This is a genomic window from Pantoea sp. X-Soil-ISGK-275 (genome assembly GCF_059730795.1).
Window position 1 is genome coordinate 3,880,508 of the sequence record NZ_AP035976.1, and the last position, 16,094, is coordinate 3,896,601.

Sequence of the window (16,094 nt, forward strand, 5' to 3'; positions counted from 1 at the left end):
CAAACTATAATTAAATGATTTTGCGCGTTATTTTATCTGACTTTTCCCTTGTCAGAATGACATCTGCTCGCCAAAATTGACTTGTATTGATGGATTCACCGGGAGTAAATCGTTAACGTGAAGGCAGTTTTTTGGCTGGATTGAGCAAAGCATGAGCACTTATATTGTCATTCTGGCTGTCATGCTCGCCTGTTCCCTCTTAGCAGGTATCGGCTATTGGTACGCTATGCGGCATCGTCCGCCGTTGGCGAAACCGCTGCCGTTTATCAGTCCGCCTAATCGCAAGCTCACCGACGAAGAACGTACTGCCGTTGAAAAGTACATCGCGCTCATCGCCAAACAGCAGCAACACAGCAGCGCACGCTCGGCAAAGAAGTCGCGCGAACCTGAAGCGCTGACGCTCACCGCGCAAAGCAACAATGTTTATCCTGTCACCCGCTCCATCACCCGCTACGGCCTCTCTACCGACGATCCGCAGAAATGGCGCTACTACCTCGATGAAGTCGAAGTGCATCTGCCGCCGCTATGGGAACAGTACATCGCCGAAGAGAACTACGTAGAGCTGATCCGCACGCAAACGCTGCCGCTGGTGATTTCACTCAACGGCCATTCGCTGGTGAATTACGCCGTGGAACAACCGGCGCTGCCGCCGCTGGTGCGTCCGATATCCACTAACGCGTCGATTCGCAAAGAAGAGAGCGAAAACGTTGAGCTGCTGCAGGTACGCAAAGAGACCGCGGAAGAGTATCAACTGTCACGCGCCGACGGCACGCGTGAAGCGGTGGTCATCTGTTTCGCGTTCCTGCTGTTCTTCCTGAGTCTGGTGTTGCCCGGCAGCCTGATGGGCTGGATTGCCCTGCTCGGCTGCCTGATGATCGCCGTCAGCCTGTGGTTCCTCTATCGCCTCCCTGGCGCCAAAGGTTTGCGCGATGTGCATTGCCTGCGCGGTGCGCCTAAGCGCTGGGGCCTGTTTGGTGAATCCAATCAGGAGCAGAGCAACATCTCGCTGGGTATTATCGATTTAATCTATCCCGCACACTGGCAGCCATATGTCGCACACGATTTAGGCCAGACCACCGACGTCGAGATGTATCTCAATCGTCAGGTGGTGCGTCAGGGTCGTTTCCTGTCGTTGCAGGACGAAGTACGTAACTTCCCGGTGCAGCGCTGGCGTAAAAATCTGGTGCTGGCATGCGGTTCGCTGCTGGTGCTGGTGATGCTGTTCACCTGGATTCCTCTCAGCATGCCGATCAAACTCAGCCTTGCGTGGGTCAAAGGCACCGAGAGCATCGAAGTGAATAGCGTGGATAAGCTGAATGCGCTGCCGCTGCACATCGGCGACAGCCTGAAAGTGGCTGGCACCGGCATGTGTTCGGTACCGGGCAATTATCAAAGTAATCGCAGCTACGCTTACATGCCGTTCGACTGCTCGGCGATTTACTGGAATAACGCCGCGCCGCTGCCACAGCCGCAATCGGACATCATCGATAAAGCCTCGGCGCTGCTCGATACCACCACGCGTCAGTTGCATCCGGAAACCAACACCGATCCCAAACTCAACCCGCAGCTGGCCTCGGCGATTCAAAAATCCGGCATGATTCTGCTGGATGACTTCTCCGATTTGGTGCTGAAAACCCAGGATTTGTGCAGCCAGCAGCAGGATTGTGTACGCCTGAAAAATGCGCTGGTGAATCTCGGCAACGCTAAAGATTGGGATTCACTGATTCACCGCGCGGATTCCGGCAAGCTGAATGGCATGAACGTGCTGCTGCGTCCGGTGAGTGCCGAAGCGCTGGAAAACCTGGTGAATACCGCGACGTCCAGCTTCTTCGCGCGTGAAACGCGTCGCGCGGCGGAAAACCTCAACAGCCCGCCGCCGGGTGGCTTCCTGATTATCAGTGATGAAGGTCGTCAGATGGTGACGCAGCCGCAACCGTCGATCGCGCTGTTTGATCTTGATGCACCTTCACAATGGCGCGAACTGCAGCGCATGTCCGGCATGCTGCTGCACACGCCGTTCGCCGCCAGCGGCATCATCACCAGCATTACCACCGATGCCAATGGCACACGCCACATCGCACTGCATAACGAGCCGGATGCCATGGCGCAGTGGCGCTATTTGGGTACCGCGCTGTTGATGCTGGTGCTGATTGCCAGCGCGGTGATCAACGGCTTGCTGGCGCTGCGTCGTATTCATCGTAATCGCCTGCGGATGGCGGAAATTCAGCAGTATTATGACAAGTGCTTCAACCACAATCTGAACACTATGCAGAGCGTGCGCTCGCTGTTCTGAGCCCTTCCCTTCTGTGCTACCCTGTCGCCCACTTTTTTGCGGCGAGAAAGAAAATGCAGGTTACGCTTAACTGGTCAGAGATTGATACCGTGCTGCTGGATATGGACGGCACTTTGCTCGATCTCGCTTTCGACCGCCACTTCTGGCTGGAACACGTGCCGGAAACCCTGAGCCGCGAACGCGCCATCACGCTGGGCGAAGCGCATCAGCTGATTGAGCAGAAGTATCAGGCCGTGGTGCATACGCTAAACTGGTATTGTCTTGATTACTGGTCGCAGGAGCTGGCGCTGGATATTCGCGCCATGACGTGGGAAAAGCGCCACCGTGCGGCGATGCGTGAAGATACGCTGCCGCTGTTGCAGGCGCTGCGTGCCGCAGGTAAACGCACCATTCTGCTGACCAATGCGCATCCCTACAATCTGGATGTGAAACTGGCGCAGACCGGATTGGCTGCCCACCTTGATTTATTACTTTCCACCCATACCTTTGGATATCCGAAAGAGGATCCGCGTCTCTGGCAGGCCGTTCAGCAACATACTGCGTTTGACAGCGCGCGCACGCTATTCATTGATGACAGCGAAGCGATTCTGGATGCAGCGACAAATTGGGGCATTCGCTGGTGCTTGGGCGTCAGCAATCCGGATTCCGGTCGGCCCGATCAATCTTTCCAGCGTCATCCGGCGGTACGCGATTATCGCCAATTGTGTGAGACGCTGCGTTAAAGCAGGAGCCGCAATACCATGAAAGAGAAAGTGAGCGAAGGCGTGCGCCTCGATAAATGGCTGTGGGCCGCTCGGTTCTATAAAACGCGTGCCATCGCCCGAGAAATGATTGAAGGCGGCAAAGTGCACTACAACGGCCAGCGCAGCAAGCCAAGCAAACTGGTGGAGCTGAATGCCGAATTAACGCTGCGTCAGGGCAACGATGAGCGCACGGTGGTGATCACCGCAGTGACCGATCAACGTCGTCCCGCAAGTGAAGCGCAAGCGCTGTATGCCGAAACCGCCGCCAGCATCGACAAGCGTGAGAAAACCGCACTGGCGCGCAAGATGAATTCCTTAACTATGCCGCACCCCGATCGCCGCCCGGATAAAAAAGAGCGCCGCGATCTGATGAAATTTAAATTGTCGGGCGATAAATAACGCGCCCAAACGAGAGAAACACTATGTCTACAAACGATCAACTGCACCGTTACCTGTTCGAAAACGTCGCCGTGCGCGGCCAGCTGGTAAATGTGACCGAAACCTGGCGTGAAATCGTCGAAAATCACGACTACGTTGAGCCGGTAAAAACTTTGCTGGGCGAGCTGCTGGTGGCCACCAGCCTGCTGACGGCAACGCTGAAGTTTGACGGTGATATCACGGTGCAGCTGCAGGGCGACGGTCCGCTGACGCTGGCGGTGATCAACGGTAATAACCGTCAGGAGTTGCGTGGCGTGGCGCGCGTGCAAGAAGACGCGGAGATCGCACCGGGCAGCAGCCTGAAAGAGATGGTCGGCAACGGCTATCTGGTGATCACCATCTCGCCAGAGAAAGGCGAGCGCTATCAAGGCGTGGTTGGCCTGGAAGCGCATACGCTTTCGGGTTGTCTGGAAGATTACTTCATGCGTTCTGAGCAGCTGCCAACGCGCCTGTTTATTCGCACCAGCGACAAAGGCGCAGCCGGTATTCTGCTGCAGGTGCTGCCAGCGCAAGAGCCGAGCCTCGATGATTTCAATCACCTCGCTACGCTGACCGAAACCGTGAAGAGCGAAGAGTTAATCGAATTGCCCGCCACCGACGTATTGTGGCGTCTGTACCATCAGGAAGAAGCCACGGTGTTTGACCCAACGCCGGTGAGCTTTAAGTGCACCTGTTCACGCGAGCGCTGTGGCGAAGTGCTGAGCACGCTACCAGTGGAAGAATTAAACGAAATCCTCGAAGAGGATGGCGAAATCGACATGAACTGCGACTATTGCAATTCGCATTACGTGTTCGATGCAGTGGATATTGCCGCCCTTCGCAACGCGCCAACCAACAACAGCGATCAAGTGCATTAATTATCTGCCGGGCGGTTCATCCGCCCGCTTTCCTGCTGAACGTATCCCTATCATTTATCACGGTTATTAGCTAAATAACGCTGACTTTAGTTTCATAAGTGGCAGATTTCTCTACTTGTCACGTTCCAGCTCGCATTTCTGACTATCTTCTCTTTTCCGCCGTGCTCAGAAGAGTACACTGCGCGCGATCTGCCCTGCGTGGCTATGCAGGCAGGCAGCAGAATCACCCCATAAAAAATATGCAGTAACAGATACCGATTAAAGGAGCAGTCACATGCGCGTTAACGGCCTGACATCGCAAGACCTCGCCTCTATGGGCATCAGCGGCACCACCGAAGTGGTGTATAACCCTGATTTCGACACCCTGTTTCAGGAAGAAACTCGCCCAGAGCTGGAAGGTTATGCGCGAGGCATTCTGACGCAGAGCGGTGCTATTGCCGTGGATACCGGCATCTTCACGGGTCGCTCGCCAAAAGATAAGTACATCGTTCGGGATGACACCACGCGCGACACGCTGTGGTGGAACGATGTCGGCAACGGCAAAAATGATAACCAGCCGCTGTCACAGGAAACCTGGCAGGCGCTAAAAGATCGCTGCACCCAGCAGCTTTCCGGCAAACGTCTGTTTGTGATCGATGCGTTCTGCGGTGCCAATCCCGACACGCGCCTCAGCGTGCGCTTCGTGATGGAAGTGGCCTGGCAGGCGCACTTCGTTAAAAACATGTTTATCCGCCCGAGCGAAGCCGAATTGGCTGACTTCAAACCGGATTTCGTGGTGATGAACGCCGCGCAGTGCACCAATCCAGACTGGCAGGCGCAAGGTCTGCACTCCGAGAACTTCGTCGCCTTCAACCTGACCGAACGCATGCAGCTGATTGGCGGCACCTGGTACGGCGGCGAAATGAAGAAAGGTCTGTTCGCCATCATGAACTACCTGCTGCCGCTGAAAGGCATCGCTTCGATGCACTGTTCGGCTAACGTCGGTAAAGCGGGCGATGTAGCGGTGTTCTTCGGCCTGTCCGGCACCGGCAAAACCACTTTGTCCACCGATCCGGATCGCCAGCTGATTGGCGATGACGAACACGGCTGGGATGACGATGGCGTGTTCAACTTTGAAGGTGGCTGCTACGCCAAAACCATCAACTTGTCTGAGCAGGCGGAGCCGGAAATCTACCGCGCGATTCGTCGCGATGCGCTGCTGGAAAACGTGGTGGTGCGCGCTGATGGCAGCGTGGATTATGCGGACGGCAGCAAGACCGAGAACACCCGCGTCTCGTATCCGATTGAGCATATCGAAAACATCGTGCAGCCGGTGTCCAAAGCGGGCCATGCGAAGCGGGTGATTTTCCTCACCGCTGATGCCTTTGGCGTACTGCCGCCGGTTTCACGCTTAACGCCGGAACAGACGCAATATCACTTCCTGTCTGGCTTTACCGCCAAACTGGCCGGTACCGAGCGCGGCGTTACGCAGCCAACGCCCACCTTCTCCGCCTGTTTCGGCGCGGCGTTCCTGACGCTGCACCCCACGCAATATTCCGACGTGCTGGTGAAGCGGATGGAAGCGGCAGGTGCGCAGGCGTATCTGGTGAATACCGGCTGGAACGGCAGCGGCAAGCGCATTTCGTTGAAAGACACGCGCGCCATCATCAACGCGATTCTGGCCGGTGAGCTGGATGAGGTTGAGACTGAAACCTTGCCGGTGTTCAACCTGCAGATGCCTAAAGTTCTGCCGCAGGTGGATAGCGCGATTCTCGATCCGCGCCGCAGCTGGCCGACAGAAGCGGCCTGGCAGCATGCCGCGCAGGATCTGGCGCAGCGCTTTATGACGAACTTTGAGAAGTATACTGATAACGATGCGGGTAAAGCGCTAGTTCAGGCGGGTCCGCAGTTGTAATGTGAAAACCCGGTGGGCATAAATGCCCGCCGGGTATCACGCACTATGATTAATACTCACCACCGCCGTACTGCTATTACCTTCCGGAATCGGCAACCAGGCGCGAATCCGTAATCCGCCGCGATCGCTATCACCAATCTCCAGTGAACCTTCATGCGCATCGATAATACGCTGCACAATCGCTAAACCGAGGCCGGTGCCGCTGGTGCTGCGCGCGCTGTCGCCGCGCACAAATGGCTGGAACAGATGCTGTAGCTGATCCGGCTCGATGCCCGGACCATCATCTTCCACCTGGAACCACGCGCGGTTCAGCTCCTTGCCGCTGCTGACCTTAATCCATCCGTTGCCATAACGCGCTGCGTTGACCACCAGATTCGCCAGCGCGCGCTTGATGGATAGCGGGTTGATATCCAGCATCAACTCCTCGGACATCACCGCGTTCTCAATTTCACGCTCGTAGCCGCTCTCTGCCGCCACCACTTCGCCCAGCACACTGTTCAGGTCGGCGCGTTCGGTCTGCATCTCCTGACCGGTGCGCAGATAATCGATGAACTGCTCGATGATCGCGTTGCACTCTTCGATATCTTTGTTGATCGACTCCGCCAGATAACCATCCTGCTCGCCCATCATCTCAGTAGCGAGACGAATACGCGTTAACGGCGTACGCAAGTCATGGCTGACCCCCGCCATCAGCAAGGTACGATCGTCAGCCAACTGCTTCACACCGGCCGCCATCTGGTTAAACGCCCGCGTCACCGAACGCACTTCCGACGCGCCATATTCACGTAGCGGCGGCGGAATAATGCCTTTACCAACCTGTAACGCCGCATGCTCCAGATCCACCAAGGGTCGGTTCTGAATACGGATAAACAGCCAGGCGCCGCCAATCGCCAGCAGCATAATCGCCAGCGTGTAGCGGAACAGCGGTGAGAAGTCGCCCTGATGGATTTCGGTGAGCGGCACGCGCACCCAGATATCTGGCGACAGCCAGGTTTTCAGCCACACCACCGGCGAGTTTTTATTCACCTCGACACGGACATCGGTGGGACCGCCCAGCTGCTGGCCCATCTGCTCACTGAGAAATTCGTAATGTTGCGCCCAGCGCAAACCGCTCTCTTCCGCCGCCGCGTTGGTATACAACGAGATGCCCAGCTCACGATAAATTTCGCGTCGGAAGGCCGGCGGCACTTCCAACTGCGTTCCATCTTCCAGCTGCAGCCGATCGGTCATCAACATACGCACTTCGTACGCGAGGACCTTATTGAACTGCTGCAAGCTGGGAAGAATGGCGAAATTGAGCACCACCAAATAGGTTGTTACCAGGCTGACGAACAGCAAGGTAACAATCAATAACAAGGTGCGGGCAAACGAACTGCGGGGTGAGAAGCGCAATCGCCTCATGCTTTGCTGCCGTCCGGAACGAATACGTAGCCAAGACCCCAAACGGTCTGAATGTAACGTGGATGCGCCGGGTCTTCTTCCACCATGCGGCGCAGACGCGAAATCTGTACGTCGATGGAGCGTTCCATGGCGCTGTATTCACGACCACGTGCCAGGTTCATCAGCTTATCGCGCGATAACGGCTCACGCGGATGGCTGACCAGCGCTTTCAGCACGGCAAACTCACCGCTGGTCAGCGGCATTGGCTCATCTTCACGGAACATCTCGCGGGTGCCGAGGTTCAGCTTGAACTTACCGAAAGCGATAACCGCTTCTTCCTGCGATGGCGCGCCTGGCAGCTCATTGGCCTGACGACGCAATACGGCACGAATACGCGCTAGCAGCTCGCGCGGGTTAAACGGTTTTGGAATGTAGTCATCCGCGCCGATTTCCAGACCGACGATACGATCCACTTCCTCGCCTTTCGCGGTGACCATGATAATCGGCATCGGGTTGCTTTGACTGCGCAAACGGCGGCAGATAGACAAACCATCTTCGCCCGGCAACATCAAATCAAGCACCATCAAGTGGAAGGATTCGCGGGTTAACAGTCGATCCATTTGCTCGGCGTTGGCAACGCTACGCACCTGAAAGCCCTGCTCGGTGAGATAGCGCTCCAGCAACGCACGCAAACGCATATCATCATCGACGACCAGAATTTTGTAGTTCTCTTGCATGTTCAACTCCCAAAGGCGCCATTGCCTGAGCCAATATTGTTAAAAAAAGAGGCCTCAGTGTGACAGTCATTAATGGTTTATATTCTAGCCGAAATTGTTACAAAGCATATTAAACAGCAGCTTATATTTATTTTTAGCCCTGAAATGCGCTTCGCTTCGCGTTTTTTATCTGTGCTTTCAAGCCGCTTAGCGCTCATCTGAAAATTTGGCGCGTTTTCTTTCTGTTACTGGTTCATGACAAAAAATCCCGCCGCCAGCGAGGCGCTCAGGGCGATTTGGCTTAAGGTGATGGTGTGGAATACGCTTTCAGTGTGCGGAGGACAGCATAAAATCCCGTGATTTCGCTTTCGGCCCCGCAACTGCTCTCGGAACAATTCCACGACGAAAACAAACAAGACCAGCATTAAATAAAGGCTGATAAATCAGGCAATAAACAGCCCTTTCTTCTCACCACGCGATCTCTGACACTGCGGCTATTGAGTTCATGTGGAGAGAGAAAAATGAAAAAAAACCTAATTCTGCTGGGCGCACTGGTACTGACCAGCTTCACTCAGGTTCAGGCGGCGACCAGTGCAGGCGAAGCAGCTGGCGCGCAAGCATCCACCACGGCGAAAGGTAACTCAGACGCGATCGGTGTTGGCGCCGTGGGCGCACTGCTCGGCGTGGCGCTGGCGACCATGGGCGGCGGCGATAGAGGCGGCAGCGGCACCTCAACCACCACCGCAACCCAAGCCGGTAAATAATGTCAATCGCAGGGTCGCCATTCGTGGCGACCGCTTCACCCTTAGCAGACCATTCATAACGCCCCGCTATGGCGTCTCTTTCACATATTCAATGCTGTTAACGAACCACAACTTCTGCCCTTCCGGCGTGTTGACCACCACTTCGTCATCCACTTCTTTCTTGATCAGCGCGCGCGCCATCGGCGAATCAATTGAGATGTACTCTTTCATCGTCTCGCCATAAATTTCATCCGGGCCAACAATGCGGAAGCGCTTCACATCGCCCTGCTCATTCTCCACTCGCACCCAGGCACCAAAGAACACTTTGCCCTCCTGCTGCGGCGCGTAATCCACAATTTTCAGATCGGCGAGGCATTTGCGCAGATAGCGCACCCGGCGATCGATCTGGCGCAGCAGACGCTTGTTGTAGGTGTAATCGGCGTTTTCGGAGCGATCGCCGAGGCTGGCCGCCCATGAGACGATTTTGGTCACTTCCGGACGCTTTTCATTCCACAAATGGTCGTGTTCGGCACGCAGCTTGTTATAGCCTTCGCGGGTAATCAGTTGGGTTTTCATGACTTCAACTCGTGGTGACGGCGGTTCTTCGCAGCAAAGAGGCTAACAATAAGCGACCGATTGACCATCAGCAAGATTGCGCGCGCTGCATTCAGAAAAAGACGGATTCACGGGCCACCGGCTGGCAATTTTCGGCCTCATTCCGTATAACTGTCCGCTATTTCCAACCCTGTGTAAGCATTGTTAATGATGATGAAAGATTCACTGAGCCAGATTATCGCAGGCGAGCTGAAGGCACGCGCCGACCAGGTTGATGCTGCCGTTCGCTTACTTGATGAAGGGAACACCGTGCCGTTTATCGCACGTTATCGTAAGGAAGTGACCGGCGGACTCGATGACACCCAGCTGCGTTTGCTGGAGAGCCGTCTGAGTTACCTGCGCGAGCTGGACGATCGTCGCCAGTCGATTCTGAAATCCATCGACGAACAGGGCAAACTCACGCCTGAACTCGCTACCGCCATCAACAGCACGCTGAATAAAACCGAGCTGGAAGACCTTTACCTGCCGTACAAACAGAAGCGCCGTACGCGCGGACAGATCGCCATTGAAGCCGGTCTGGAACCGCTGGCCGACACGCTGTGGCAGGATCCATCGCAGGATCCGGAGCAGCTGGCCGCCAGCTACGTTGATGCCGACAAAGGTGTCGCCGACGTGCGCGCTGCGCTGGATGGCGCGCGCTATATCCTGATGGAGCGCTTTGCCGAAGACGCCACGCTGCTGGCGAAAGTGCGTGAATATCTGTGGAAGAACGCGCATGTGGTAGCACGCGTGGTGGAAGGTAAAGAGGAAGAAGGCGCGAAATTCCGCGACTACTTCGATCACCACGAAGCGCTGAGCGGCGTCCCGTCGCACCGTGCGCTGGCGATGTTCCGTGGCCGCAACGAAGGCGTGCTGCAGCTGTCGCTGAATGCCGATCCGCAGTTCGACGAAGCCCCGCGTGAAAGCTATGGCGAAACGCTGATTGCCGAACACCTCAAGCTGCGCCTGAATAACGCACCGGCGGATAGCTGGCGTAAAGCGGTGGTGAGCTGGACCTGGCGCATCAAAGTGCTGCTGCACCTCGAAACCGAATTGATGGGCACTATTCGTGAACGCGCCGAAGATGAAGCCATCAACGTGTTTGCCCGTAACCTGCACGATCTGCTGATGGCCGCGCCTGCCGGCATGCGCGCCACCATGGGCCTCGATCCGGGCTTGCGTACCGGTGTGAAAGTTGCGGTGGTGGATGCCACCGGCAAGCTGGTCGCGACCGATACTATTTACCCGCATACTGGTCAGGCGGCGAAAGCGGCGACGGCCGTGGCCGCGCTGTGCGCGAAACATCAGGTTGAACTGGTGGCGATTGGTAACGGCACCGCCTCGCGCGAGACCGAGCGTTTCTTCCTCGACGTGCAGAAGCAGTTCCCACAAATCAACGCGCAGAAAGTGATTGTCAGCGAAGCCGGTGCATCGGTCTATTCCGCATCTGAGCTGGCGGCGCTGGAGTTCCCGGATCTCGACGTGTCGATTCGTGGCGCGGTTTCCATCGCACGTCGCCTGCAGGACCCGCTCGCCGAGCTGGTGAAGATCGATCCGAAATCGATCGGTGTAGGCCAATATCAGCACGACGTCAGCCAAAGCCAGCTGGCGAAGAAGCTGGATGCGGTGGTGGAAGACTGCGTGAACGCCGTCGGTGTCGATCTCAACACTGCATCTGTGGCGCTGCTCACCCGCGTGGCCGGTTTGACCCGCATGATGGCGCAGAATATTGTCAGCTGGCGCGATGAAAATGGCCGCTTCCAGAACCGTCAGCAACTGCTGAAGGTGAGCCGCCTCGGGCCGAAAGCCTTTGAGCAGTGCGCGGGCTTCCTGCGTATCAACCACGGCGACAACCCGCTGGATGCCTCAACCGTGCACCCGGAAGCCTATCCGCTGGTCGAGCGCATTCTGGCCGCCACCGAGCAGGCGCTGAATGAGTTGATGGGCAATCCAGGCGGTCTGCGCGATCTCAATGCACGCGACTTCACCGATGAGCGCTTCGGCTTGCCAACGGTTACAGACATCATCAAAGAGCTGGAAAAACCAGGCCGCGATCCGCGTCCGGAGTTTAAAACCGCGCAATTTGCTGAAGGCGTGGAAACGCTTAACGATCTGCTGCCGGGCATGGTGCTGGAAGGCGCCGTCACCAACGTCACCAACTTCGGTGCTTTCGTCGATATCGGCGTGCATCAGGATGGTTTGGTGCACATCTCTTCCCTTTCCGACAAGTTCGTTGAAGATCCGCATCAGGTGGTGAAGGCGGGCGATATCGTCAAAGTGAAGGTGATGGAAGTGGATATGCAGCGTAAGCGTATTGCGCTCACCATGCGTCTGGATGAGCAGCCCGGTGAAAGTAATGCGCGCGGCGGCGGCAACCGCAGCGCGGGCAAAGAAAACGCTCGCCCGGCAGCCAACAACAAAGGCCGTGGCAAACCGGCCAGCGCTCCGGCGGGCAACAGCGCCATGGGTGATGCGCTCGCCGCCGCCTTCAAAAAACGTTAAGTTCCTGCCTTAAACACGCGCGGAGACATCCCGTCTCCGCGCGCATACCGCCTTGATAAATCTGCTCGTCCATCTACGCTTTGAAAAAATGACCTGCCGCGTGGCCCTGCGATCCAATGGATATTATCAACGCCTTAATCGATGAGATTTATCACGGCAGCTTTCCGGTCGCGGCACGTGAACGCCTGCTTTCGCACATTCGTGCCGCGCGCGATACGGTTAAACTGCCGCGCAAGGCGCACTGGGATGAGAAAGATGTGGTGCTGATCACTTACGCCGATCAGTTCCGTGAACCCGAACAGCCAACCCTCGCCAGCTTCTCGCGTTTTTATCAGCAGCATCTGCAATCCACTTTCAGCCTGGTGCATCTGTTGCCGTTTTTTCCCTACTCTTCGGACGATGGCTTCTCGGTTATCGACTATCACCAGGTCAATCCGATCTGCGGCGACTGGCAGCACATCAGCGCACTGCACCGCGAGACGCGCCTGATGTTTGATTTTGTCTGCAACCACATGTCGGCGCACAGCCGCTGGTTTCAGCACTTTATGGCGCTGGATCCCGGTTGGGATGATTTCTTTATCAGCATGCCGCCCGCCACCGATCTTAGCGCGGTGACGCGTCCACGCACCTCGCCGCTACTGACGCCGTTTGCAATGGCCAACGGCGAAACACGCTATATCTGGACCACCTTCAGCGCCGACCAAATCGACCTCAACTTTGGCAATCCGGAAGTGCTGATTCGCATGGTTGATGTGCTGCTCGATTACCTGATCAAAGGCGCGGATTATGTGCGGCTCGACGCGGTCGGCTACATGTGGAAAACGCCGGGCACTAACTGCATTCACCTGCCGAAAACGCATCAGCTGGTGAAGCTGTTTCGCGCCATCGCCAATGAAGTCGCGCCCGGCACGGTGATCGTCACCGAAACCAACGTGCCGCATAAAGACAACATCAGCTATTTCGGCAACGGCAAAGATGAAGCGCAAATGGTGTATCAGTTTTCGCTGCCGCCGCTGGTGCTGCACGCCATTCATTCCGGATCGGCACGTGCGCTGCGTCAGTGGGCCAGCACGCTGGATTTGGGCGGCGGCACCACCACTTTCTTTAACTTTCTCGCCTCGCACGACGGTATTGGACTCAATCCGGCACGCGGCATTTTGTCGGAAGTGGAGATTGTGGCTCTGGTGCGTGATTTGGCGCTGGAAGGCGCGCTGGTCTCGTACAAGAACAATGCAGATGGCACCACCAGCCCATACGAAATCAACGTCACCTATTTTGATGCGCTGAATCAGCAAGACGATGACGATGACACGCGACTGCGTCGCTTTCTATTGGCGCATGCGATTCTGCTGTCGTTTCCCGGCGTACCGGCGATCTACATTCAAAGCATTCTCGGCTCGCGCAACGATAACGACGGCGTGCGCGCGGCGGGTCACAACCGCGCCATCAATCGTCAGAAATACGACCTGCATGAAATGGAGCAGTGGATCAGCGGCGGCAATCCGCTACGTCAGCAGGTGTATGAACGCCTTAGCGCACTGATTCAGCTACGTACCCGACAATCCGCATTTCATCCCGATAACCCGATGACGCTGCTGGAGAGCGAGAATACCTTGCTGGTGCTGCGTCGCCATCAGCCGGACAGCGAAGAGGGTTTGCTGTGCGTGTTTAATCTCAGCAGTCATGAGGTGACGACGCAATTACCGCTGACGCGGCTTGTGCAGGATGTGATTAGCGGGGATAAGCTGGATGGCAGCCAGCCTTTGACGCTGGCTGCATGGCAGTTCATGTGGCTGCGGTAAACTCTATTATCAGTTGCGTAAATTCATCCGGGTGAGAGATGAAAGGGGCATGTGCGGCTTTCTCCATTACCACCGAGGATGAATCTGGCCAGCGAGCATCCAGTTCCTCTGCAATACGACGCGGCACCAGCCCATCGAGATAGCCGTAAATGCGCAGGAACGGCAGCGGCAGATCGTCGAGCGCGACACGAAGATCATCCTGACGCAAAATCTCTAATCCCCCTTCCAGCACCTCAACCGTCGGCATCGGCTGCGATAAAACCACCTCTTTCAGCTGGCGTGCATCCTGCCGCGCATTTTCCGTGCCCATGGTTTGCAGCGCCAAAAAACGCTCCACGGTGCGCTGGAAATCAGTACTCAGCTGCTGCTGAAAACTTTGCAGCGTTTCGGGCTTAATCCCCGGCCATTCATCACGTGCGGTAAAACACGGCGATGAGGCGACTGTGATCAGCGCTGCAACGCGCTGCGGCTGGGTTAACGCCAGCTGGCTAGCAACTAATCCGCCCAGCGACCAGCCGAGCAGCACTGCGCGATCGGGTAACTGTGGCAACAACTGTTGCGCCATTTCCGCTAAGGTCAGCGGCCCAAAATCCTGGCTGCGGCCAAAGCCCGGCAGATCCACCAGATGCAGGCGAAAATGCGGGCTGAGTCGCGGAATCATGTTTTGCCACACTTCGGCATTCAAACCCCAGCCGTGCAGCAGCACAAGATCGCGATCGCCCGTGCCTGTGGTGTGCCAGTAAAGCGAACTCATCGGTTACACTCCGGAAAAGTGAAAAGGAGGTCGCTATGCTACCAATCCCGGCACTGTGTTGGCTATGCCGCCTGCCGCTACAGATTGCCAGCCACGGTTTGTGCAGCCGCTGTGTGCAGCAAATTCCGCGCCTGCCGGAACTCTGTCCATGCTGCGGATTACCGGCCAGCGGAACACAACCTTGCGGGCGCTGCCTGCGTCGCCCGCAGCCGTGGCAGAGCTTAAGCTGCGTCAGCGATTACCTGCCGCCGCTGAGTGATTGGGTGCAGCAGCTGAAGTTTTCTCGCGTAACCGCACTCAGAGTGATGCTGGCGCGGCTGATTTTGTTAAAATTGTTAACAATGCGTCGTGATTACCGACTGCCGCGTGTAGATTTGGTGCTGAGCGTACCGCTGCATCGTCGGCGCGCCTGGCAACGCGGCTACAATCAGGCGGCGCTGCTGGCAAAACCGCTGGCTCGCTGGCTGGGCTGTGAATATCGCGAAGGGGTCAAGCGTATACGACACGGCGCAGTCCAGCATTCCTTGAGCGCCAGCGCGCGCAAAAAGAATCTGCGCGGTGCCTTTCGCCTTGAAATACCGGTGCGCGGACGCCATATCCTGCTTATCGACGATGTTGTGACGACCGGAAGTACCGTGGCGGAAATTAGCCGCATCCTGCTGGCGCAAGGCGCGGCCAGCGTACACATTGGTTGCCTGTGCCGTACCTTGTAGAGCGTCGGTGTTGGGCGTATTATAACCAAGTAATTTAGTCAACTATTGAGCAATCGCCATGATCGTTATTACTGATGCTGCGCAAGAGCACTTCTCAAAATTGCTGTCCAAACAAGAAGATGGCACTCAGATTCGCGTATTCGTCATTAATCCGGGTACGCCAACCGCAGAATGCGGTGTTTCTTACTGCCCACCCGATGCAGTAGAAGCGACTGATACCGAATTTAAGTTCGAAAAACTGTCCGCCTATGTTGATGAGCTGAGCGCACCGTACCTTGATGACGCAGAAATCGACTTTGTTACCGACAACCTCGGTTCGCAACTGACGCTGAAAGCGCCAAACGCCAAAATGCGTAAAGTCTCTGACGATGCGCCGATGGTGGAACGCGTGGAATATCTGCTGCAAGCGCAGATTAACCCGCAGCTGGCTGGCCACGGCGGTCGCGTATCGCTGATGGAAATCACCGATGACGGCATCGCCATTCTGCAATTCGGCGGTGGCTGCAACGGTTGCTCGATGATCGACGTGACGCTGAAAGATGGCATCGAGAAAGAGCTGCTGGCAGCCTTCCCTGAGCTGAAAGGCGTGCGTGATTTGACCGAGCACCAGCGCGGCGAACACTCGTACTACTGATTTAGCACGCGGCAGCGACCCGACGCTGCCG

Annotated in this window: 14 protein-coding genes; 10 read left to right on the forward strand and 4 right to left on the reverse strand. The window is 56.4% G+C overall.

Annotation, left to right across the window (positions count from 1 at the left end; all coding sequences use genetic code 11):
- The first annotated feature begins 151 nt into the window (after nucleotides 1-151).
- The 5 genes from AC6I8A_RS18100 (at nucleotide 152) to pckA (ending at nucleotide 6,225) form a co-directional block, all read left to right on the forward strand.
- On the forward strand, nucleotides 152-2,293 hold the full coding sequence (locus AC6I8A_RS18100; RefSeq protein WP_497818859.1) for an intracellular growth attenuator family protein: 2,142 nt from the start codon (nucleotides 152-154) through the stop codon (nucleotides 2,291-2,293).
- Nucleotides 2,294-2,346: 53 nt separating this feature from the next.
- The gene (gene yrfG / locus AC6I8A_RS18105; RefSeq protein WP_497818860.1) at nucleotides 2,347-3,015 is read left to right on the forward strand and encodes a GMP/IMP nucleotidase; all 669 of its coding nucleotides are present in this window, start codon (nucleotides 2,347-2,349) and stop codon (nucleotides 3,013-3,015) included.
- An 18-nt stretch (nucleotides 3,016-3,033) separates the two neighbouring features.
- Nucleotides 3,034-3,435, forward strand: a complete 402-nt coding sequence (hslR, locus tag AC6I8A_RS18110) for a ribosome-associated heat shock protein Hsp15 (protein WP_256697676.1) — start codon at nucleotides 3,034-3,036, stop codon at nucleotides 3,433-3,435.
- Between the two features lie 23 nt (nucleotides 3,436-3,458).
- Nucleotides 3,459-4,331, forward strand: a complete 873-nt coding sequence (gene hslO, locus AC6I8A_RS18115) for an Hsp33 family molecular chaperone HslO (protein ID WP_497818861.1) — start codon at nucleotides 3,459-3,461, stop codon at nucleotides 4,329-4,331.
- A gap of 274 nt (nucleotides 4,332-4,605) precedes the next feature.
- The gene (pckA, locus tag AC6I8A_RS18120; protein ID WP_497818862.1) at nucleotides 4,606-6,225 is read left to right on the forward strand and encodes a phosphoenolpyruvate carboxykinase (ATP); all 1,620 of its coding nucleotides are present in this window, start codon (nucleotides 4,606-4,608) and stop codon (nucleotides 6,223-6,225) included.
- Nucleotides 6,226-6,261: 36 nt separating this feature from the next.
- On the opposite strand, the gene envZ is transcribed toward pckA, so the two are convergent.
- Together envZ and ompR are read right to left on the reverse strand one after the other, a co-directional pair.
- The gene (gene envZ / locus AC6I8A_RS18125; RefSeq protein ID WP_256697681.1) at nucleotides 6,262-7,626 is read right to left on the reverse strand and encodes a two-component system sensor histidine kinase EnvZ; all 1,365 of its coding nucleotides are present in this window, start codon (nucleotides 7,624-7,626) and stop codon (nucleotides 6,262-6,264) included.
- On the reverse strand, nucleotides 7,623-8,342 hold the full coding sequence (gene ompR / locus AC6I8A_RS18130) for an osmolarity response regulator transcription factor OmpR (RefSeq protein WP_001157751.1): 720 nt from the start codon (nucleotides 8,340-8,342) through the stop codon (nucleotides 7,623-7,625). The genes envZ and ompR overlap by 4 nt, the downstream gene beginning before the upstream one ends.
- A gap of 500 nt (nucleotides 8,343-8,842) precedes the next feature.
- On the opposite strand from ompR, the gene yjbE reads away from it, so the two are divergent.
- Nucleotides 8,843-9,085, forward strand: coding sequence for an exopolysaccharide production protein YjbE (yjbE, locus tag AC6I8A_RS18135; protein ID WP_497818863.1), 243 nt, complete (start codon nucleotides 8,843-8,845; stop codon nucleotides 9,083-9,085).
- Between the two features lie 66 nt (nucleotides 9,086-9,151).
- Here yjbE and greB read toward each other — a convergent pair whose 3' ends face one another.
- Nucleotides 9,152-9,640 carry a transcription elongation factor GreB gene (gene greB, locus AC6I8A_RS18140; RefSeq protein ID WP_256697685.1) on the reverse strand — a complete coding sequence of 163 codons (489 nt, stop codon included), beginning with the start codon at nucleotides 9,638-9,640 and terminating at the stop codon, nucleotides 9,152-9,154.
- A 192-nt stretch (nucleotides 9,641-9,832) separates the two neighbouring features.
- Between greB and AC6I8A_RS18145 the strand changes: the two genes are divergently transcribed.
- Both AC6I8A_RS18145 and AC6I8A_RS18150 read left to right on the forward strand, forming a co-directional pair.
- Nucleotides 9,833-12,160 carry a Tex family protein gene (locus AC6I8A_RS18145; protein ID WP_372340040.1) on the forward strand — a complete coding sequence of 776 codons (2,328 nt, stop codon included), beginning with the start codon at nucleotides 9,833-9,835 and terminating at the stop codon, nucleotides 12,158-12,160.
- 116 nt (nucleotides 12,161-12,276) lie between these two features.
- The gene (locus AC6I8A_RS18150; protein WP_497818864.1) at nucleotides 12,277-13,962 is read left to right on the forward strand and encodes an alpha-amylase family glycosyl hydrolase; all 1,686 of its coding nucleotides are present in this window, start codon (nucleotides 12,277-12,279) and stop codon (nucleotides 13,960-13,962) included.
- Here the strand turns inward: AC6I8A_RS18150 and bioH are convergent.
- Nucleotides 13,946-14,716, reverse strand: coding sequence for a pimeloyl-ACP methyl ester esterase BioH (gene bioH / locus AC6I8A_RS18155; protein ID WP_497818865.1), 771 nt, complete (start codon nucleotides 14,714-14,716; stop codon nucleotides 13,946-13,948). The genes AC6I8A_RS18150 and bioH overlap by 17 nt on opposite strands.
- A gap of 35 nt (nucleotides 14,717-14,751) precedes the next feature.
- Here bioH and gntX point away from each other — a divergent pair, with 35 nt between their 5' ends.
- Together gntX and nfuA are read left to right on the forward strand one after the other, a co-directional pair.
- Entirely contained in the window at nucleotides 14,752-15,429 is a 678-nt protein-coding gene (gene gntX, locus AC6I8A_RS18160; protein ID WP_497818866.1) for a DNA utilization protein GntX, read from the forward strand.
- 58 nt (nucleotides 15,430-15,487) lie between these two features.
- On the forward strand, nucleotides 15,488-16,063 hold the full coding sequence (gene nfuA / locus AC6I8A_RS18165) for a Fe-S biogenesis protein NfuA (protein ID WP_008107927.1): 576 nt from the start codon (nucleotides 15,488-15,490) through the stop codon (nucleotides 16,061-16,063).
- Nucleotides 16,064-16,094: the final 31 nt, after the last annotated feature.